Source organism: Arthrobacter sp. 18067, assembly GCF_902706295.1.
GTDB lineage: Bacteria > Actinomycetota > Actinomycetes > Actinomycetales > Micrococcaceae > Arthrobacter.
Genome location: NZ_CACSJJ010000001.1, coordinates 268,236 through 288,036, shown reverse-complemented (window position 1 = coordinate 288,036; position 19,801 = coordinate 268,236). Strand labels below are relative to the sequence as shown.

Here is a 19,801-nt window from a genome sequence, read left to right as displayed (position 1 = left end):
GATTGCCGGGGTGTTCGCCGGGTCAGTGGCCTGCTCTGTCTTCTATCCAATAAGACTTTTCGGTGGAATAATTGGATCCAGCACTCCTCGTTCCGGATTGGACGGGATTATGGTGACTGGACACCAAAGTGCCGCGCCGCTTGGCGCGCGCAAAACTCTAGCCGGGCCAAGGCGAGCTCCCAATGCATCTCGCTTTCCATCTCCTCGACGTCCAAACCCGGGAAGAGTACCGTGGTCAAGCCTGCGGGAGTGGGTGGTAATTGTTCTGCCGCCGACGACGCTTGTGACAGCGTTGGCCTTTTGGTTCGGGTATAACTTCACGGCATCCCGCACGTACTACCTCGGTGTGGACGCGAACATGCTGGGGTACTCGACAGTCGACTACCTCCTCCGTAGCGGGGAACCAGTAATCGTTCCCATTGCCGTGCTGTTGGCAGCAGGTCTCGTTGTCCTGATAATGCACGCTATCGCTGGACAACTCATCCTGAGGTTCCAGAATTCGCGGGTGATTCGAGCAGGTTTCGTGGTCCTGATCGCCCTTGGAGCTATTGCCGTGGCTGTGGCTGTCCGGAGCATGTTCGTGGTTCTTGCCGGCTACTACCTTCTTCCCCCTATCCTCTTGGGCGGCGGGGCCGGTCTCGCAGGCTATTCGTTCCACATGCTCCGGACAAACTTCAACCCGAAAGCGAGAATCGGGAAGAGCGAGGCTCCGGAGTGGGAGCGGGCGGGCTACGTCATCGTGGTCCTCTTGATCATTCTGAGCCTGTTCTGGGGAATGACACTTTATGCCGGTGCACTCGGTCTCGGCCGAGCTCAAGCCTTGGAAAGCAACCTGGCTGCACGGCCCGGCGTCAAAATTTACAGCAAACAGTCACTGGCGCTTCGGCATCCAGAAATCACTGAAACAAGGCTGGACCTTCCGGACTCGGACTACCACTTTGAGTACTCCGGGCTGAGGCTTCTGGTCTATTCAGCGGGCAAGTACTTCCTTCTGCCCGAGAACTGGACCCACGACGCCGGGACCACTTTTGTCCTGCAGGACAGCCCTGATATTCGCATCGAGTTCACCCCGGGAAGATCATGAAAGTCACCAAGCTTCGTATATGTCCTTTGCTCCTTGTTGCGATCATCGTCAGCGCCTGTGGCGGCCCGTCCCCGCAAGCGACCCAGGGTGCCGGGACCAGTACAGCGTCCTCGACTGCGCTTGGATCGAACCAGCCAACCCAGACGTCGGGGAGCGGTACGGAATCTTCCTCTGCGCCGGGAACGAGTGAGGCCAGCCAGGACGGGGGCATGGGTTCGCGGTCTCTGCCTGCCCCAAGCGTTACGCAGGCGATGGCCTCCAACAGCGGGACCGGGGGAGTCAACAACGGGGCGCCGGTCGAATCAAACGTCGTGATTCTATCGAGGAACGGGTTGATCCCCTTTGACCGGCCTGGGCCCGTCACCAAAGGCTACTCTGTCGTGAATAATTCATTGCAAGGGTTGAAGGTGATTGCGGTGGAAGTCGTGAACGACGTGGGTGATTCGTTCACTCTGGGGTCGACTAACTGCCTGCAAGTTCTCCTACCGGGAGCACAGGACGCCTCGTGTGAGGTGACGGTAGTCGACCAACGGCTGTCCACTTCCGATCAGGGACGGCTGCGGGTGATCACAGACAACCAAGCAATCGGTACAGTCACGCTGCCTGGGGCTAGCTACGGTAGGGGAGGTCAGTCACCTGACCTTCCGAACTCGCTGAACACGGCAGTTCCTGATCCTTTGGTGCCAGACCCGCTCGCTCCGGATCCGGTCGTTTCGGACCCGGTTGCGCCTGGCGCGACCGCGACGGGTACGCCGGCTCCGAACGCGACTCAGACGACCGGACAGGTGACCCGCTAGAGGGATCTCAGGCAGGTTTTGATTGATTCGGGCATCATCCGATGGACAAATCTTTCCCAGCACTAGCTATCTGCTCAGAACTCTGTAGACTTGACGGTGTTGTTGTGTTTGGCATTTGGTAGTTCAGGCAGTCCCCACGGTCCCTCTGGATCGTGACCTTCTGAAGTAACGGTGGAGAACACCCCACACCGGAGACCCGAAAGTCGGGAGAATCTCCACCTTCAGTAAGGACTGAAAAAATGGCTACAGGTACCGTAAAATGGTTCAACTCCGAAAAGGGCTTCGGCTTCATCTCTCCTGAAGATGGCAGCCAGGACGTTTTCGCTCACTACTCTGCGATCAACTCCTCGGGCTACCGCTCCCTCGAAGAGAACCAGAAGGTTTCCTTCGACGTCGAGCAGGGCCCCAAGGGTCCCCAGGCAGTAAACATCCAGGCTATCTAGTCTTCGGATAACTAAGAAGCAGGGCCGGTCACTGACCGGCCCTGCTTTTTTGTCTGCCCACAGTTAGAAGATATGTGCTATCGCTCAATTCATGGATAGAACATATATCCACATAGTGAATTACACCCATGTAATTCAGCCTTGGCCGTCAGTAGCGTGGAACGTAATCCACCCACAGAGCTGAGGGAGCACCCTATGAACCGCCAGATCTTCGAACCGCCTCACCACCTAGACGTCCGCCCGGAGCACCTACTTTTGCCCAAATCACCACCTAGATGGCTCGAGATCGGCCTGTGCAAGGCCGTTTTGCCACCTAGTGCCCTTTCCAAGATCTAGCCTGCGAAGTGAGCCGCATGTCGGGCGTCCACGGAAACAGAAGGTTGGGTCGAGTGTTCGATTCTGAGGTTCAGCGAATCCTCGACTTCGTTGCGCGCGGTATCGGGGTGCGGGTTGTCGGCGCACCGGGGAGCGGCAAGACGACGGTGGTTCGCGCCGTCATGGGAAGCCTGGAGAAGACCGGAGTGGACGTGCATTTCATCAGCGGTCTGCGCACGCACCGCACCATTCCGTACTCGGCCATAAAGGGGCTCGGGCTCGAAATGAGGCCGGGCCGCAGTGGCGTCTTCGATATGGCTGACGTGTTCTCGGGCCAGCTCGCCAAGCCAGGGAAGCACCTGCTCGTCGTCGACGATCTCCACCTCGTGGACAACGAGTCGCTGGCAGTCCTGGAGGCCGTGAGGCGGCGATCAGATTGCCCGATGGTAGCGACCGCTCCTGAGACGTGGGCGTTTTCCAGAAGCCAGTTGGCAGTCCTCAATAACGGTCGCGAGGCGCACCTGCAACTGGATCCCCTCCACTACGAGCAGGTTCACATGCTCATCGCCCAGGTTCTGGGCGCCCCGGCTGACGCAGACACGACCGCCCGAATCCTCACCAAGTCCGCCGGCAGCCCCCGTCTGATCGTGCGGATCGCGGAGACGGCTGCGCTGAGCAACCTCCTGGTCATGAAGGACAATCAATGGGGCATGGTTGCAAACACGCTTTGGAACGAGCACCTGCGCGGCACTCTTGAAGCGCTACTGGCGGAGCTCAACGCCGATGAGTTCACGGCCTTGCACACCATGGCGATTCTCGGCACGGCCCGTGTGGACGTCCTGCAAAAGGTCATCCCCTCGGATGCCTTGGAAGGCCTGGAACGCAGGGGATTCCTGACCGTCCTGGCGGATCATCACAATGGCTCCATTGCCGCCATCAGCCCGCCTGTCATCGCAGACTACTTCCGTGGGAACAAGAAACTCACGGATCGGAAACTGCTGCGAAGCAAGATCGCTGGCGTGCTTGAGGCTGTTCCGGGGACGGCGCAAGAGAACCGCAGTACGGTCGACTGCTTGGCCCGTGTTCTGTCTACACTGCGGCTGGAAAAGGGCGATGACGATGCCGTCACCGCACGTCACTTTCACGACCACAATGCAGACCGGGAACGAATCCGCTTCGAACGTTGGGAAGCCAACAAGTCGGCGGCTAATGCTGCGGCTCTTCTGCGAATCTATTGGGGCGCGTCCGTGGACGTTGAACGCGCCACCCGCGTCTGTCGGGAAACGACAACGCTCGACGCCGATCCCAGGGACGTCCTCTTCGTCATCATTACGGAGGCCATGCTTGCGATCCATACATGGCAGGGGCCGGGAGTCGCCGTCGAATTGCTTCAACGGTTTGCAAAGGACAACCCGCCCCTGACGGCAGAGACCGAGGACGCCATTCGGTTCCTCAGCGCTTCCCATGGCCGAGTTCCGCCGGATACAGGCCCTGGGCAGGGGACTTCTGACGAACAGGCATCGGGAATGGGGCGTCTGGTCCGTGGGCTGTTGGAGCTCTATCGCTTCCGGCCGGCCGCGGCGCTTGAAGCCATCGACGGCGAGGGCCACGACGACGCCTTCGCCCATCTCCGCCCCTTCATTCGAGGCTTCGCGCTATTCGCGGCCGGCCGGGTGGAGGAATCCTTGGTCTTCGCCTTGGATTGGCGATCCGAGGCCCGAAAGAACCTGGACCAGTTCGGCGTGGTCACCAGCAGCTACATCGCGGCACACGCGCTGCTCTATCGCGGACATTTCGAAGAAGCGGAGTACCTCATGAGCAGTGTTTTTGCGATGGGCCGTCCGGGCTTCGTTGTCGACTCCCTCTACGACGCCATGCTGCGACTCGCTGGCCTCAGGCACGCGACCACGGCTATCTCTCCTGCGCTTTCCATTGCTGCCCAAGCGCGGACAGAAGTCCCCGACGTCGGGCCGTTACCTGGCATCGGCAAGGGCGCCTATGAGCTGATCGCCCACAACAACACGCAACCCTCAACGTTCGACCGCAAGGCTGCGAAACTCATCAGACGACAGTTGAAGACCGGGTACGTCCTGGAAGCCATGATGACGGCGCTTCTCTGCACCTGCCTGTGTCCTGGACGCCCCGTGTTGGAGCTGTTGCAGAAGATCCTGCGTGAGAGTGAGGTGAAGGTTCATGATCAACTCATTGCCATTGCCGCGGCGGTTGTTGAAGGCGATCACAAGCTGCTGGGATTGCTCCTGAAGCACTACGAAGCCGACGGGGACACGTACCAGGTGGGCATGCTCCTCAGGGGTGCGCTCAAAAGGCATGTGATTGAGGGGGACGCTGCCGCTGCTGACGCCATGGCCCAGGCATCGTCCATGTTCGCTGTCAGGTTCCCGTCGGCCAACGAACAACTTTCGTTCAATTCCTTCAGGACCACTCCGCTGACTGAACGGGAGATCGAAGTCGCTGTTCTGGCAGGGCACCGCAGCAATGTGGAGATCGCCGAACACCTGGGCATCAGCGCGAGGACGGTGGAGAACCACATTTCCAACGCGCTCAGGAAGACAGGAGCAACGTCCCGCAACAGTCTCTTCATGCTCGTCGGGAATTCACTCCCGCCTCGCTGACCGGAGATAGGCTGAAACCACTCCAATCCCGGTCTCTGACGCCCACTCTGAGCCCGGTTCATCCGCGTGAAGGGTTTCTGTGAGCAACTCCCCGGCTTTGGCCCGCCGACTAGGCACCTTTGACGCTTCACTCATAGGCCTCGGCTCGATGATCGGTGCGGGTGTGTTCGCTGCCTTCACCCCGGCCGCAGCCGCCGCGGGGTCGGGGTTGCTGATTGGGTTGGTCGTTGCCGCTTTCGTGGCCTTCTGTAACGCCACGTCGTCCGCCCAGCTGGCAGCGGCATATCCAACCTCTGGCGGTACCTACATCTACGGAAGAGAACGGCTCGGACCTTGGCCAGGTTTCCTGGCCGGGTGGGGCTTCGTCATCGGCAAAACGGCCAGCGCCGCAGCAATGGCGATGACCTTCGCTGCCTATGCCGCCCCGCAAGGTTGGGAGCGCCCGGTGGCAATTGCCGCCGTCGTATTTCTGACGGCCGTGAACTATCACGGGGTCACACGCACAGCGGGACTGACCCGTGTGCTGGTGCTCGCCGTACTGCTTGCCTTGGCAATTGCCGTTGCTGCCGTGTGGGGTGGTTCGGGTCCCGACTTCGGGGACTTTGTGGGGGAGGGGCTGCTGGCTCACGGCTGGTACGGCATCCTGCAGTCGGCGGGGCTGCTGTTCTTCGCGTTCGCCGGGTACGCAAGGATCGCGACCATGGGCGAGGAAGTACGTGAGCCCAAGCGCACCATTCCGCGGGCTATCAGTATCGCCCTTGGAATCACGATCATCATTTACGCCGTCCTTGCAGTGACGTTGCTTGCGGCGCTTGGTCCCCAAGGTGTGGCTGCTACCCCGACACCGCTGGCCGATGCTGTTAGTGCAGGGACTCTTGCATGGGCAGCGCCGGTGGTTCGCGTGGGCGCTGCCGTTGCCTCGCTGGGTGCGCTGCTGGCCCTCGTGGCGGGGCTCGGCAGGACCACCCTGGCCATGGCCCGGGAGCACGACCTGCCGCACTGGCTCTCTGCCGTGCATTCGAAGTACAAGGTTCCCCACAGGGCGGAAGTCACTCTCGCCGTCGTCATCTGCCTGATCGTCGCAGTGGCCGATCTTCGCGGGGCAATTGGCTTCTCATCGTTCGGCGTTCTGCTCTACTACTTGGTCGCGAACGTCGCCGCGTACACCCAGCCGGCGGAAGACCGTCGGTACCCGAAGTTCCTGCAGGTGGCCGGTGCACTGGCATGTGTGGTGCTCGTCGCGACGCTGCCGCCGGTTTCTGTTGGACTGGGTGTGCTGATGTTTGGCGTGGGCGTCGCGTTCCGTCTGGTGCTTTTGCGGCGACGCTGACGCTTCCGGCTGGGCGCGACCCCACCAGGGGGTAGGCAGGTGGGGCCGCGCTGTAGTGCCTCCTACGCCAGGAGCGGGTGGGGCTCCCGCCGGACACCGGGATACCCGCCCCGGAGGCACACAAAGAGACTATGGCCGGGTTTCGGGCACTAGGTGTTCGGATTCGGCCACTAGGTGCTGCACGCTCATGAAATAGGGGCCGCGAAAGGCGAAGATGAGTGGTGAGCGGCAGCGCCTAGGTGCTGGCCCGCCGTCGAGCGGCAACAGATCAGATCACGGCGAGCAACGTGGTGGTGATGATGCGAAGGGCTACTGGGTAGAAGTGCGTGATCACTGGCAAGTCCTTGTTCTGGTTGGTTCACCCCCTGCAAAGCGGTAGCCGTCGGCCTGCACTGGCAGAATTGCTGATATGGAGTCACCCACCACCGTTCCCGCCGTCGAACTGCGCATTTCCATCGGTGAGACAGAGCCACTGATCTGGCGGCAGCTCGTCATTCCGGAGAGTGCTACTGTTGCCGAGCTGCACGGCGCCATCCAGTGCGCCTTCGGGTGGAAGAACTCGCATTTGTACGCCGTCGCCGGCAAAGACAGCTCAGGCAAGAAGCGCATCTTCATGGACGTCGACGACGGCGATGGTCCCGAGGGTGCCGAAAGCCCAGCTGCCGTGCGGCTGCTGGAGCTGTTCGACGTTCAGACACCAGGTCTTTCAGACCTCCTCTACGAGTACGACTTCGGTGACAGCTGGACGCACGAGATCGAGGTTGTGGGTCCCGCTGAGCTGCATGAGAACACGATCGCCTGCCTCGACGGAGCGATGAGGGGTCCCATTGAGGATTCCGGGGGAGTCGGTGGATACGCCAACGTGGTGGCTGTGGTGGGCAACCGCAAGCATCCTGAGCACAGGGAAGCTGTTGAATGGCTTGAGTTCGTGACGCAGGAGCCCGTCTCCAAGTTCGATCCGGCCGCTTTTGATCTGGTGGCAATCAACGGGCAGCTTCGCAGCTTGGCGCAGCGGTTCTGGCCAGGTGAGGTGACGGCTGCGGACTACGAAGCCGTTCTGGGTCCGATCCGGTGGTTCCTTAAGGAGGCCCAGCTGGACGGCTTACCTTTGACCTCTGCCGGGTACTTGAAGCCCGCCTTCGTGAAGCGCGCCATGACCGAGCTTGGCTGGGACGATGAATGGATCTCGGCTGGACGGGTGGAGGTGAGCACTCCGCCAATCCTGAATCTTCGGGAACAGTTGCAGGGGTGGAAGCTTCTGCGGAAGCTCAAGGACAAACTCCTTCTGACGCCCAGGGGACGGAAACTGGCCGGGGACCCCGAAGCCCTGTGGGATTTCCTGGCAAATGAGTTGGCGAACCCAGACAGCGACGCGGAGCGCATCGCAACGCCGCTGTTCATCCATTGGGAGCTAACCGGGGACGAGCCACCCTACGGGCTTAGGGATCAGGTGATCCAGGCTGCGCTTCACCACGGTGGGTTGAGAACCAGAACCGGCGGCGAGATTCCCCTGTCTTGGGCGAGCGACCTCTACTACGAGGTCACTGGGAGCCTGCACCGGCTGGAGTTGTGGGAAGACCCAAGCTGGCGTCGACTCGACGAGAAGCTGTCCGAGGCCGGAGTCAAGTTCCTCCTCGATGTTCAGAGCCGCATCGACTGACTCTCTGGGACGCTGCCGCGCCAAGTGCTGAGAGCAGCGCGGTCACTTTCGGGGAGATCCGCTGCCTTGATGAAGCCACGCAGGTCGAACCCGGCCAAAGCCGTTCGGAAGGCGCCTTCGGTGGTGGTGCCGTGGCGCTCGCAAAGTTCGTTGAGTAGGGACTCGGCATTATTTCTGTTGCTGCTCGCCGCTCGGAGATCGCCCAGCCTGACGGTTTCCAGGTAGTAATCAACGATTTCCTCAGAAGTGGCGTTCACGGCCGAAAGCAGAAGCATGGCGATAATGCCTGTCCTGTCCCGTCCGCCCATGCAATGAAATAGGACGCCACCCGGTGGAGCGTTGACGATGGAGGAGATTGCAGCTCCGGCTCGTTCGGGCATCTCGGTGATGTGCGGCAGGAAGTACAGTGCGGTGCCCACCAAACCGTTGTCCCAGTAGTCGGCCCAGAACTCCGTGTTCTCAAGACCATCGAGATCCACGTTGATGGTGGTGAGCCAGGCTGGACGAGTCTGGGTGTCACCTTCACGTTCACCCGGTTGGCGAAGATCGACGACGGTGCGGATCCCGGCCTCGTACACTTGCTGCCACCCGTCGGTGCTGATCCGGTCCACGTTGTCGCTCCGGAAAAACACCCCGTGGGGAGTCAGAGTTCCGTCTGCGCGCTCCAAGCCACCGAGATCGCGCGCGTTGACCAGACCATCCACCCGCAGGACTCGGTCATTTGTCCCAGACTCTTCCATGGCCCTAGTAAAGCAAATTGGGCTTCCGCCCGTGCGTCCAGCACCATCCAACGTCGTACGAGGGACGCCGCAACCGAAAGCCAGCACGCAAACTCGGTGGGAGCGACCGCAGCTTGTCGGCCGCGGTCGCCCTCCACGACTACTACTTCTCGCAGCCGACTCCGTCTTTGTCGCTGTCCAGACCGTAAATGTCGGATCCAATAACTGTTACTGGTCCCCTCACATATGCCGGACCGTTGCCACTGCCTCCGGCGCAATCGACGTCGGATGCGACGGGAACACAACCCGAGTAGTTCGGATCGCAGTTACTCTGTGCCTGCGGCGCGGCCGGAACAGGCTTGGGAACCAACGCGGCAGCCGCGGCGTCCGCAGCTGCTTTGTCAGCGGTGGCCTTGTCTGCTGCGGCTTGAGCCGCCGCTGCCTGATCGGCTGCAGCTTTGTCAGCAGCTGCCTTATCCGCGGCTGCTTTGTCTGCTGCCGCCTTTTCGACCGCAGCTTTGGCAGCCGCTTCCGCAGCTCGTTCGTCGGATAGTTTCTTCGCGGTCGCTGACTCCAACCACGTCAATTTCCCCGCCCTGTCGACCGCACACACATACGTCTCACCAGAGGAAGCCTGAGTCGCCTTCTCAGTTGTACAAGCCGTCCCAGCGACCTTGCTGGGTGTCGGCGACGGTGTCGCAGAAGGTGTTGCCGTTGTGCTGTTCACCGAGCTGGCGTTTGTCGTCGCCCCCTGACCGCAGGCTGTGGTCATAGCCAGCAGCGACGTGATTGCCACCAGTCCCAAAGCCTTCCTGCGTTGAGCCCAGGAAGACTTGCCTGGCAAATGCCGGTTTTTGGCCGTGCGAATGGAACCCTTTTTCACTTATTGCCCCCTTGTAGATGCGCCGATGCGATGGCGCGTCCCGTGACCATAACATTCGGCGGAATGGCAAGGGGAGGGAAAGTTATCTATGACTTAGCGTGCCGCTCACATTACAGGTGGCACGCCAATACCTTTGGGCTTACGCCCGCGCGTGCTTCTTCCCGCCGGCACGCACCGCAGCTCCTCCAGCCCCGCGCTCGGCAGCCACAACCGAAGCCCCCGTCCCCAACCCGCGGACCGTCCACCCCGCACTCCGCCAGGCCTCAGCGTCCAGGACGTTTCGAGCGTCCAGCACCATCCGGCGTCGTACGAGTGACCCGACAACCGTAGGCGAAAGCGAAACGTATTCGTCCCACTCCGTCAGCAGCAGCACCAGTTCGGCGCCTTCGAGGGCGCGCTTGGTGGAGGCTTCGAAGCGGATCTGCGGGTAGCGGATCCAGGCGTTGTTGATGGCCTTTGGATCGGTGACGGTGACGTGTGCGCCGGCCGCAGCGAGTTGCTGGGCGACGTCCAGGGCGGGTGAGTCGCGGATGTCGTCGGTGTCGGGCTTGAACGCTGCGCCGAGGATGGTCACCGTGCGGCCGGACAGGAAGCCTCGGCACATCTCGCGGGCAACCTCCACGGCGCGGGAACGCTGGTCCAGGTTCACCGAATCAACCAAGCCCATCCACTCATCCACCGACGGCACCGACAACTCGCGCGCCTGCGCCCGGAACGACCGGATGTCCTTGGGCAGGCAGCCGCCACCAAACCCGAGCCCGGCGTGCAGGTACCGGTTGCCGATGCGCGGATCCAGGCCCATCGCCTCGCTGAGCTCGCTCACGTTAGCGCCCGACGCGTCGCAAAGCTCGGCCATCGCATTGATGAAGCTGACCTTCGTGGCAAGGAACGCGTTCGACGCCGACTTGATGAGTTCCGCCGTCGCGAAGTTGCAGACCAGGCGCGGGATACCGGCGCAGATCAGCGGCTCGTACACGGCATCCAGCACAGCGGTGACCGGGGCGCCGGCAGCGGCTCCCTTGCCGCCGGGGACGCCGTAAACCAGCCGGTCGGGAACCAGCGAATCCTTGACGGCGGTGCCCTGGCGCAGGAACTCGGGGTTCCAGCCGAGCAGCACGTCCGAGCGTCGGGCCAGGATCGCGCGGAGGGTCTCCACCGTGCCAACCGGCACCGTCGATTTACCTACGACGGCGGCGCCCTTGGCCAGGTGCGGCAGGAGGCTCTTCGTGGCGCCCATCAGGTAGGAGAGGTCGGCCGTGTCAGAGGTCTTGGACTGCGGGGTGCCCACGCAGAGGAAGTGGACCTGAGCATCCGCAGCAGCAGAGAAATCGGTGGTGAACACGAGGCGGCCCGTGGTGCGGCCATCCTTGAGGAGCTCGTCCAAGCCGGGTTCGTGGAACGGTGCCATCGCCTTGTTGAGCTGTTCAACCTTGGAGGATTCGACGTCGATACCCGCCACGGTGTGGCCCATGGAAGCGAGCGTTGCGGCGTGAACTGCGCCGAGGTAGCCGCAGCCGATCACGGAGATCTTCATGAGGAGGGTCCTTTGCTTGAGGTAAGTTCAGTGGGGCCGGTTCCTTCGGGCACCCCTGAGATGACTTCGTCGTAGTGGCGGACCAGGTCTGCGCTGAGGACAGGCCACGTCCGGCCTTGGACCGAAGCAGTTGCTGCCGTTGCGAACGCGCGGCGCTTGGCGTCGTCGCCGATCAAGTCCTGCGCGTAACTGCGCAGCTGGGTGAGGTTTCCGGGCTCGTACAGCCAGCCGGTGCGTGAGTTCTCCACGAGATCCAGGGGTCCGCCGCGGCCGGTCGCGACCACGGGAACGCCCGATGCCATGGCTTCCTGGATGGTCTGGCAGAAGGTCTCGAACTCACCGGGATGAACAAAAAGGTCAAAGGACGCCACGGCCTCCGCCAGCGCATCCCCGCCGAGGAAGCCCGCAAAATGAGCCTCCGGCAGCTGCGCTTCTAGGGCCGCGCGCTGCGGGCCATCACCCACGATCACCAGCTTCGTGTTGGGCAGATCCGCCAGCACAGCGAGGTCCTCAACCTGCTTCTCGACGGCGAGCCGGCCGACGTAGCCGATGATCCGGTGACCGTCGGGCGCTACTGAGCTGCGCCACGCCGTCGAACGTTTTGCGGGGTTGAAGCGCGCGGTATCCACACCGCGCCGCCACATGTCCACGCGCAGGATGCCGCGTCCGCGCAACTGGTTCAGCGCGAACGTGGACGGCACAAGGGTTCGGGTGGCCAGAAGGTGGATGTTGTCCACGCGGTTCCAGGCCCAGTTCTCCAGAAACGGCACGCCATAGCGGGCGGCGTAGCTGGGAACTTCGGTTTGGTAGATCGCCACAGTCGGGATGCCGAGTTGGTGGGCGGCCTGCACGGCGCGCCAGCCGAGGACGAACGGGGAGGCGAGGTGAACGACGTCGGGGGAGAAATCGGCAAGGATTCGCTTGACCCGATTCACACCACCCAACGCAACCCGCACATTCGTGTAACCGGCCAGCGGCACCGAGGGAAGCCGGTGCACATACGCACCCTTCTCGACGCTCGAAACATCAGTGTCCGACGTCGACGGCGCGATCACCATCACCTCATCCCCGCGCTCCTGCAGATGCTCCAGCACCCGCAGTATCGAGTGGGTTACCCCATTCATCAATGGCAGGAATGATTCGGCGACGATTGCGATCCTCACGCCTTCAACGGTGGTCGGAGCGGTTGGCGGGGCGGGTTAGAACGGGTGGCCTGTGGAGGAAGAGTTGGTTAACAGGTGGGGCTCCAGTTTGTCTCAGGGCCCGCGTAGACTCTGGTTCACCGACGCGCTGGGGCGTCATGACTTCTGGGGGTCTTGCCATGTTTGCTGCTGGGGATGGTTCGCGCGCGCGTGGGGGAGTAAACGTACGACGACGGCGCAGGGCAGCGGTGCGGTCAGTCGCCGTCGGTTTGGGGCTGGCGCTGTTGCTGGGAACGGTTGGTTCGCCCGCTATGGCGGATGTTGTGACGAATACCGTTTCAGTGGGAGATAATCCCACCGGCATTGCCGTCAATCCCGTCACAAACAAGGCGTACGTGGCCTCGTTCGAGGGTGTTTCGGTCATCAACGGAACGTCCGACGGGGGCATCCTGTACTCCGGAGACATGCCTGTTGACGTTGCCGTGAACCCGGCGACCAACAAGATCTACGTCAGCGAGATTGGCGGCTCCGTTGCTGTTGTTAATGGGGTCTCTGGTGCTGTGACGTGGATTCCCGTGGGGTCATCGCCCGGCGTCATTGCAGTGAACTCCGCCACCAACAAGATTTACGTCGGCGTGAGTACTGGGATGACCATCATCAATGGGGCAACGAACACCACCACGTCCGTGCCGCTCGCCGGGGGCGCCCAGGACATTGTGGTGAACCAGGCCACCGGCAAGGTGTACGTAAAGTCCTCCGGGACCATCCGGGTAGTGGACGCAGGCGGCATCGTTACCTCCAGCATCATCATCGGAGCCGGCGGCATTCTTGACGTCGCAGTGAACGAAACGACCAACAAAATCTACTTCACAAGGCTCGGCAGATACGGTGCGGGCGTGAGCGTGGTGGACGGAATCACCGATACCGTCACTGGGAGCATTCCTTCCGCGAACAACGTGGGCAAACTTGCCGTGAACCCGGCCACCAACAAGATCTACGTAGCCGGGGACAGCCCCTCCATCGATGGTTTCATTCAAGTTATTGACGGTGCTTCCCAGACTCAGGTCGCCGAGCTAAGGACCGCCACCCGGATCATGGACGTCGTGGTAAACCCGGCGTCGAACAAAATTTACGCACCGCTGTCCGGCAGGGGAGTCGCCATAGTTGATGGCGCGGACAACACCTTCTCAGCCGTCTTTACGGGGCAAGATCCGGTTGATGCTGCGGTGAACGCCTCCACCGGAATCGTCTATGTGGCCAACACCGGCAGTGACTCCGTATCGGTGATTGACGGAACCGTTCCCGCGCCGGTCAAGAACGACTTCAACGGCGACGGATCGGCCGATGTTCTGGCTCGCGACGGCTCCGGAGTCCTGTGGATGTACCCCGGCAACGGCTCCGGTGGCTGGTTGTCCCGGGTCCAGGTCGGGCCGGGTTGGAACGTCATGACTGCTTTGGTATCGCCGGGTGATTTCAACGGTGACGGCAAATCCGATGTGCTGGCCCGCGACGGCGCTGGTCTGCTGTGGCTTTACCCAGGAAACGGTGCAGGCGGGTTGTTGCCGCGCGTGCTCGTCGGTACGGGGTGGGAGGGCATGAGCGCTATCGAAGCAATTGACTTCCACGGCGATGGACGCGCGGACGTTGTGGCCCGCGACCGCGGCGGTGCTCTGTGGGTATACCGAGGTGACGGTGCCGGCGGCTGGTTGCCGCGGATGTGGGCCGGGTCCGGATGGGCCGGAATGTCCGAGATCACCGGAGCGGGTGACTTCAACGGCGATGGGCTGACCGATCTGGTGGCCCGCGACGGGTCCGGCGCACTGTGGCTGTACCCGCCCAACGGATACGGCAGCTGGCTGGCGCGGCAGACCGTTGGCCAAGGGTGGAATGTCATGGACTCTCTGGTTGGGCCCGGTGACTTCGACGGCGACGGACGGGCTGACCTCCTTGCCCGCAATGCTGCCGGCGAGCTGTGGTTGTACTCCGGTACCGGGGGAACGGCTTGGCCCTCGGCACAGCGCGTGGGTACGGGGTGGGGCGGGATGACAGCGATTCTGTGAGCTAGCTGGGAAGGCTGTAGACTCCGCTCATCGACGCGGCAGTCGCGTCTCATTTTCTGGGGGTCCCCTTGGGTTCTGTCGCATCTGGTTCTACTGTGTCCGGATTGAAGAAGTTGGGTCGAAAGCAGACGACGGCGGCCCTTGCCGTTGTTGGCGCGCTGGCCGTTTCGTTGTTGGTTGGGTCGCCTGCGAAGGCTGACTCGACGTCGTTCGATATTGCCGTTGGCAAGGCCCCGCATGACATTGCAGTGTCAGGCAATGGGGACGTCTACGTGGCCACCGACAGCGGAGTCTCCGTCATCGATGCGGAAACCCGAAAAGTGACGACAGTCGACGTGGGTGGCGTCGCTCAAGGTGTTGCGACCTTGGGAAGCAGCACTGCCTACGTCAGCGTTGCAGGCAAAGCGGGTGCCGCAGGGTCCGTGGTCATCATGAATGAGGCCACGGTCGCGGGAAGGGTCAAAACAGGAGCCAACCCGCGCATAGTGGCCATCAACCAAGTCACCCGGAAAGTGTACGTTTCCTACAGCTACGGGATCACCGTCATTGACCCTTGGGCTGAACATGCGACGGTCGATATCCCCTACTACAACTCAACCCCGCTGAGCATGGTTGTCGATTCATCGCGAAATAGGGTGTTCGTCCCTACCAACGGTGGTGTTCTCACTGTCATCGACGGACAGACGAACTTCAAGAACGTTTATGTGTTGGGTGGCGGTGATGCGGTTGGCCATGCCGTCAACATCCGGACCAACGAAGTGTTCCAAACGCTCGCGGGAAGTTATCTAGGCCGTCCGCAAAGCGATGTGGGAATCGTTGAAGACTCCGCCCATGCGAGTTTTCTGTACCGGCAGGATGAGACTTTCGGGAAGGTGGCTGTGGATTCCTGGACAGGTATTGTTTATGTCGAGTCCACGAATGCTGGTGGCAGTTCGTCGATTGTGCTGGTGAATCCGGCAACGAGGCAGAAGATCGCCCAGATTAGCGTCCCGACGCAGCCGACCGCATTGGCCATCGATTCCACGCGCCACAGAACATATGCTCCCTTGAGCGGTGGGGGTGTCTCCGTTATCGACTCATCCAACACCTCGTCAGTTGTTCGAACCGGAGTTCAACCTGTAGCCGTTGCGGTCCACGAGTACACGGGCGCAACGTACGTGGCGAATCAGGGAAGTTCCTCGGTGACGGTTGTTCAGTCCGCTGATCCCAGACCCGTCAAGAACGATTTCAACAACGATCGAAATGCAGACGTTTTGGCGCGTGACGGTTCCGGCGTCCTCTGGCTCTACCCGGGGGATGGTGCTGGCGATTGGCTCGACAGGCGCCAAGTCGGCCAAGGCTGGAACGTCATGACGTCTATGGTTACTCCTGGCGATTTCAACGGTGACGGCTATTCGGATGTGCTTGCCCGCGACTCTTCCGGCATGCTGTGGCTCTATGGCGGGAACGGCTCTGCCGGTTGGTTGCCACGTGTGCAGATTGGCATGGGCTGGAGCGGCATGACCGCAATCACCTCTGCAGGTGATTTCAATGGTGACGGCAACCTGGATGTTGCGGCACGGGATGGTAGTGGCGTCTTGTGGTTGTACCCAGGAAATGGCAAGGGCGGCTGGCTGACCAGGGTCCAGATCGGTTCTGGCTGGTCATCCATGACGGACATTGTGGGCGTGGGTGACTTCAACACCGACGGCTCATCTGACGTTATGGCACGGGATTCCGGTGGCCGGCTCTGGCTCTACCCGGGAAACGGTGCAGGGGGATGGTTACCGCAAGTTCAATACGGCCAGGGGTGGAATGGCATGACGGCACTCTTCGCAACCGGCGACTTCAGCGGTGATCGAAAAGCGGACATCATGGCTCGTGATTCGTCCGGCGCATTGTGGCTCTTCTCTGGCAGTGGCGGTGCCAAGTGGCCTATTGGAAGTGTTATCGGCCAGGGCTGGAACGGCATGACTGCGATTCTCTAAGGTGATGAAACGGCAAACCCCCGAATGCAGTTCATGCAGTCGGGGGTTTTGGCGTTCCGTGTGCTTATTTTGTGGCAACGAATACCTTGTCGCCGAACATTCCTGCCCTGACTGCGAGGACTCCTTGTCCGGCAGTCGCGCTGGGAACCTCGAAGGCCTTATTTCCCGTCGCGGTGGCACCCTTATACAGGGTGCTCATGTTGTCGATTGGCTCGGGTGCTACGGCAAACGACTTGGTACCGTCGACGGTAGTTCCGTCGGCGGTGACGTAGTCAACTGAAACGAAGACGGGCATTTGGCCGTTGGCATCATCGCCTGTGTAAGTCGCCGTGTAGTTGACCAAGATGTACTCGAATCCTGCAGATGGTGCTTTGTTGAACTGGTTGGCAGCCACTACGGCATCAGTTGCAGCCAAGGTGACCGAATTTATTACGACTCGCCAATCCTTGGATTCAATGACTGAACCAATGGGATAAGGGCTTTCTCGAGTTCCGGCATTCGTCGATGAATCGGTCTTAGAACCACTCTCAACGGCTCCGTCTTTAGAGGGCTCCACAACCTTGGTGTCGCCGCCGAAAGCGTTGTCAAACGATGTCGCTACAACAGCAGTGAAGACAATAACCCCAACAATCGTGCCGACTACGGACGCTATCAAGGCGGCGACTCCCATCCATTTGGCTTTGTCTTTGAGGAAAAGGGAGACGATAGCCAGGATAAATGCGATAGGCAGCAAGACCCAGCCGACGATCAGGGCGCCGGGAACGCATGCAAATATGAAGCCCAGAACGGCCGTTACGAGCGCGATGAGGCCTACTACGTTTAACTGTTTCTTCGTGTTCGTCGGCGTTGGCTGGGCAATATAGGGCGGGACGCCTGGGCCTTGCGCATATTGAGGCTGCCCTTGAGCGTATTGAGGGTGCTGGGGATGAGGCGAAGGCTGCTGTGAGCCCGCCCCTGGAAGCTCTGGAGTTGTCATGGCATCACTATCGCAGAGCACCAGTGGGCTCTTATTTTAGGACACGAAGCAATAAATTGCGTTTCAATAACTTAGTTACTTGGGCTCATTGGTTAAGTGATGTCATGCTTTCACCTATTCATCAATATGGACGTGAGCTCTCATTCTTGAAACTCCATGCTTCTGCCATCTGGCGATTTAGCAAATTGATAGATGCCCGCTATTTGGGGAGTTCATCCCAACCCCTGCTGAGCCCGCTTCAAATCCTTCCGCAACCCCCGATTGTCCTCCCGCAGCCCCTCGTTGTCCTCCGTCAACCCCCGGTTCGTCGCCTCCAACTCCAACACCAGCTTCACCCCCGCCAGGTTCAGCCCCTCATCTAGCAGCACTCCGATCCGTCGCAGCGTCAGCAGGTTCCGTTCGCTGTATCGGCGAGTGCCGCCGTCGGTCCTCTCCGGGGTGAGTAGGCCTTTGCGCTCGTACAACCGAAGGTTTTGCTGCCCCGTTCCCACGAGTTCGGCGGCGACGGAGATCGCATAGACCCCCAGTGCGTCGCGCTCGGCCCCGTTTCGATCGACAGCAGACGCAGAGCCGCCGCCCGGCGCGGACGCGCCCAATCCGCCGTCGTGCTCCTCTGTTGAACCTGGCATGCAAACGTCTCCCAAAATCTTCGAAAACCTACTTGCACCACACTCTCCCCGGTGCTATAAAAAATCTATACCAGCCACCACAGATCAGGAAGAGCTGGCACAACAACAAATCAGCATCAAGACCAGAGGAGTGAGAACACAATGCTGATGCGCACTGACCCGTTCCGCGAATTCGACAGGCTCGCCCAACAGGTTTTTGGCACAACAGCACGCCCTGCCGGCATGCCCATGGATGCCTGGCAAGAGGGCGAGGAGTTTGTCGTTGCCTTTGATTTACCAGGTGTGAGCCCTGACTCCGTCGACCTCGACGTCGAGCGCAACGTCCTCACCGTCAAGGCAGAGCGGAAGTCGCCGGCTGGCGAGAACTCAGAGATGATCGCCGCCGAACGCCCGCAAGGCGTCTTCAGCCGGCAACTAATTCTGGGCGACACCTTGGACGCCGAAGGCGTCAAGGCCAGCTACGACGCGGGCGTGCTGACACTCCGCATCCCCGTGGCCGAGAAGGCAAAGCCGCGGCGCATTGAGATCACGTCCAACGGACAACGGCAAGAGATCAACGCCTAACCCGTCCGTCCTGCCGGAAGGCTCACCCGGGGGTGGCCAACCGGCAGGGCGCCGACCGGGAACAACGGAGGCGGCCGCATCGGAATAGTTGGGCGCAGGCTTCGCGCCACGTCACAGCGTTTTTTAGCGCACATGAAAGCGGCCCCCGCCCGTCGTCTCCCGATTGATGGCCCCCGGTGCACGCCGGGGGCCATCCCCAAGTCCGCTGCAGGAAACCGGAACCAACCGTGAGCGATCAATCTGACCACTACGCCACCTTGCACGTGTCGCCGGACGCGACGACCCGTGAGATCGCCCGTGCTTACCGTGCTCTCCTTCGGTCGCACCACCCGGACACACGCCAAAGGGTCGACGACGGCGACACCACCTCCGCGGTCGACCTCAAGGAGCTGCACGCCATCACGCAGGCGTACGTCGTTTTGTCGGACCCAGGAAAGCGGGCGGCTTACGATCAGGCGCGGGGGAGCGGTGTGCCCGCACGAAGGCCCGGAATGCCTGTCAAGGTGCGGGTCCATCGATACGAACCGGCAGTCAGCAAGGAGACCGGCCGGCCCCAGCCGCCCCTGTCTTTCGGGCCAGCCCGTTGGGAGCCTTCATCCCGAACCCCGAGAACCCCAAGGAGCCATTCATGAGTGCTTGGCGTCCGTACGACGGCCACATCATTCCCGCCTTCTACGAACGGTTCGAGAAGCGCTGGGGGAGAGGGACAGCACCGTTCCTCGATCCCGAAGTCCACGAGAAACCCATGCCACGGGCGCAGTGGATCAACCCGGACACCGGTGCTGCTGTGGCCGTGGTTCCCATCTGGACCGACGACCCCGAGCACAGGTCCTTTGGCGTCTTCTACCTGCCACCCGCCGGCGATATCTGGATGCTCCGTCCCGGCCCCACCACGTTCGTGGAACCCAGCGCCGGATCCAACAGGGAGCAGGTGACGCTCCGGAATGACGCGTTCAAGAAGGCCGTCAACCACGCCAAGGAGTTCATCTACGGGCCTCAACTTTGACGCGCCTGGCCGTTGGGCACCTACTTGGCCACCCGCCGTCGTGCGTTCCTTCGCGAAGG

At 61.3% G+C, this 19,801-nt stretch carries 16 protein-coding genes; 10 read left to right on the top strand and 6 right to left on the bottom strand.

Annotation, left to right across the window (positions count from 1 at the left end; genetic code table 11):
- Positions 1-253 precede the first annotated feature (253 nt).
- The 5 genes from GVL04_RS01230 to GVL04_RS01210 all read left to right on the top strand — a co-directional run bounded on the left by GVL04_RS01230 (position 254) and on the right by GVL04_RS01210 (position 8,262).
- A complete protein-coding gene (locus GVL04_RS01230) occupies positions 254-1,084 on the top strand; it encodes a hypothetical protein (protein ID WP_159698311.1) in 831 nt (276 codons plus the stop codon).
- A 1,036-nt stretch (positions 1,085-2,120) separates the two neighbouring features.
- Positions 2,121-2,324 (top strand): cold-shock protein, encoded by a 204-nt coding sequence (locus GVL04_RS01225; protein WP_011773907.1) that lies wholly within the window; start codon positions 2,121-2,123, stop codon positions 2,322-2,324.
- 389 nt (positions 2,325-2,713) lie between these two features.
- On the top strand, positions 2,714-5,272 hold the full coding sequence (locus tag GVL04_RS24595) for a LuxR C-terminal-related transcriptional regulator (protein WP_235036112.1): 2,559 nt from the start codon (positions 2,714-2,716) through the stop codon (positions 5,270-5,272).
- A gap of 79 nt (positions 5,273-5,351) precedes the next feature.
- Complete coding sequence (locus tag GVL04_RS01215; protein ID WP_159698308.1) at positions 5,352-6,602, top strand: APC family permease; 1,251 nt, start codon at positions 5,352-5,354, stop codon at positions 6,600-6,602.
- 409 nt (positions 6,603-7,011) lie between these two features.
- Positions 7,012-8,262, top strand: coding sequence for a plasmid pRiA4b ORF-3 family protein (locus GVL04_RS01210; RefSeq protein ID WP_159698305.1), 1,251 nt, complete (start codon positions 7,012-7,014; stop codon positions 8,260-8,262).
- Here the strand turns inward: GVL04_RS01210 and GVL04_RS01205 are convergent.
- The 4 genes from GVL04_RS01205 to GVL04_RS01190 form a co-directional block, all read right to left on the bottom strand.
- Positions 8,244-9,002 (bottom strand): tyrosine-protein phosphatase, encoded by a 759-nt coding sequence (locus tag GVL04_RS01205; RefSeq protein WP_159698301.1) that lies wholly within the window; start codon positions 9,000-9,002, stop codon positions 8,244-8,246. The two genes, GVL04_RS01210 and GVL04_RS01205, sit on opposite strands and share 19 nt — an antisense overlap.
- 142 nt (positions 9,003-9,144) lie before the next feature.
- Positions 9,145-9,567 (bottom strand): hypothetical protein, encoded by a 423-nt coding sequence (locus tag GVL04_RS01200; protein ID WP_327785607.1) that lies wholly within the window; start codon positions 9,565-9,567, stop codon positions 9,145-9,147.
- 436 nt (positions 9,568-10,003) lie between these two features.
- Positions 10,004-11,398 carry a UDP-glucose/GDP-mannose dehydrogenase family protein gene (locus GVL04_RS01195; protein WP_159698298.1) on the bottom strand — a complete coding sequence of 465 codons (1,395 nt, stop codon included), beginning with the start codon at positions 11,396-11,398 and terminating at the stop codon, positions 10,004-10,006.
- Entirely contained in the window at positions 11,395-12,561 is a 1,167-nt protein-coding gene (locus tag GVL04_RS01190) for a glycosyltransferase family 1 protein (RefSeq protein ID WP_159698295.1), read from the bottom strand. The genes GVL04_RS01195 and GVL04_RS01190 overlap by 4 nt, the downstream gene beginning before the upstream one ends.
- Before the next feature lie 302 nt (positions 12,562-12,863).
- On the opposite strand from GVL04_RS01190, the gene GVL04_RS01185 reads away from it, so the two are divergent.
- Positions 12,864-14,600, top strand: a complete 1,737-nt coding sequence (locus GVL04_RS01185; RefSeq protein ID WP_235036111.1) for an FG-GAP-like repeat-containing protein — start codon at positions 12,864-12,866, stop codon at positions 14,598-14,600.
- Positions 14,601-14,695: 95 nt separating this feature from the next.
- Positions 14,696-16,567, top strand: coding sequence for an FG-GAP-like repeat-containing protein (locus GVL04_RS01180; RefSeq protein ID WP_235036110.1), 1,872 nt, complete (start codon positions 14,696-14,698; stop codon positions 16,565-16,567).
- 64 nt (positions 16,568-16,631) lie between these two features.
- Here GVL04_RS01180 and GVL04_RS01175 read toward each other — a convergent pair whose 3' ends face one another.
- Both GVL04_RS01175 and GVL04_RS01170 read right to left on the bottom strand, forming a co-directional pair.
- Complete coding sequence (locus tag GVL04_RS01175; RefSeq protein WP_235036109.1) at positions 16,632-17,543, bottom strand: hypothetical protein; 912 nt, start codon at positions 17,541-17,543, stop codon at positions 16,632-16,634.
- A 212-nt stretch (positions 17,544-17,755) separates the two neighbouring features.
- The gene (locus GVL04_RS01170; RefSeq protein WP_327785606.1) at positions 17,756-18,172 is read right to left on the bottom strand and encodes a MerR family transcriptional regulator; all 417 of its coding nucleotides are present in this window, start codon (positions 18,170-18,172) and stop codon (positions 17,756-17,758) included.
- A gap of 141 nt (positions 18,173-18,313) precedes the next feature.
- Between GVL04_RS01170 and GVL04_RS01165 the strand changes: the two genes are divergently transcribed.
- From GVL04_RS01165 to GVL04_RS01155, 3 genes are all read left to right on the top strand, one after another.
- Positions 18,314-18,736 (top strand): Hsp20/alpha crystallin family protein, encoded by a 423-nt coding sequence (locus GVL04_RS01165; protein WP_159698289.1) that lies wholly within the window; start codon positions 18,314-18,316, stop codon positions 18,734-18,736.
- Between the two features lie 176 nt (positions 18,737-18,912).
- Positions 18,913-19,368, top strand: coding sequence for a J domain-containing protein (locus GVL04_RS01160; RefSeq protein ID WP_327785605.1), 456 nt, complete (start codon positions 18,913-18,915; stop codon positions 19,366-19,368).
- On the top strand, positions 19,365-19,742 hold the full coding sequence (locus GVL04_RS01155; protein WP_159698283.1) for a hypothetical protein: 378 nt from the start codon (positions 19,365-19,367) through the stop codon (positions 19,740-19,742). Before GVL04_RS01160 ends, GVL04_RS01155 begins: the two co-directional genes overlap by 4 nt.
- Positions 19,743-19,801: the final 59 nt, after the last annotated feature.

What these genes read in the sequence shown, in the direction of transcription:
- GVL04_RS01225 (WP_011773907.1), top strand. Translation starts at nt 2,121, where the DNA reads ATGGCTACAGGTACCGTAAAATGGTTCAACTCCGAAAAGGGCTTCGGC.
- GVL04_RS01210 (WP_159698305.1), top strand. Translation starts at nt 7,012, where the DNA reads ATGGAGTCACCCACCACCGTTCCCGCCGTCGAACTGCGCATTTCCATC.
- GVL04_RS01205 (WP_159698301.1), bottom strand. Translation starts at nt 9,002, where the DNA reads ATGGAAGAGTCTGGGACAAATGACCGAGTCCTGCGGGTGGATGGTCTG.
- GVL04_RS01195 (WP_159698298.1), bottom strand. Translation starts at nt 11,398, where the DNA reads ATGAAGATCTCCGTGATCGGCTGCGGCTACCTCGGCGCAGTTCACGCC.
- GVL04_RS01175 (WP_235036109.1), bottom strand. Translation starts at nt 17,543, where the DNA reads ATGACAACTCCAGAGCTTCCAGGGGCGGGCTCACAGCAGCCTTCGCCT.
- GVL04_RS01170 (WP_327785606.1), bottom strand. Translation starts at nt 18,172, where the DNA reads ATGCCAGGTTCAACAGAGGAGCACGACGGCGGATTGGGCGCGTCCGCG.
- GVL04_RS01165 (WP_159698289.1), top strand. Translation starts at nt 18,314, where the DNA reads ATGCTGATGCGCACTGACCCGTTCCGCGAATTCGACAGGCTCGCCCAA.
- GVL04_RS01155 (WP_159698283.1), top strand. Translation starts at nt 19,365, where the DNA reads ATGAGTGCTTGGCGTCCGTACGACGGCCACATCATTCCCGCCTTCTAC.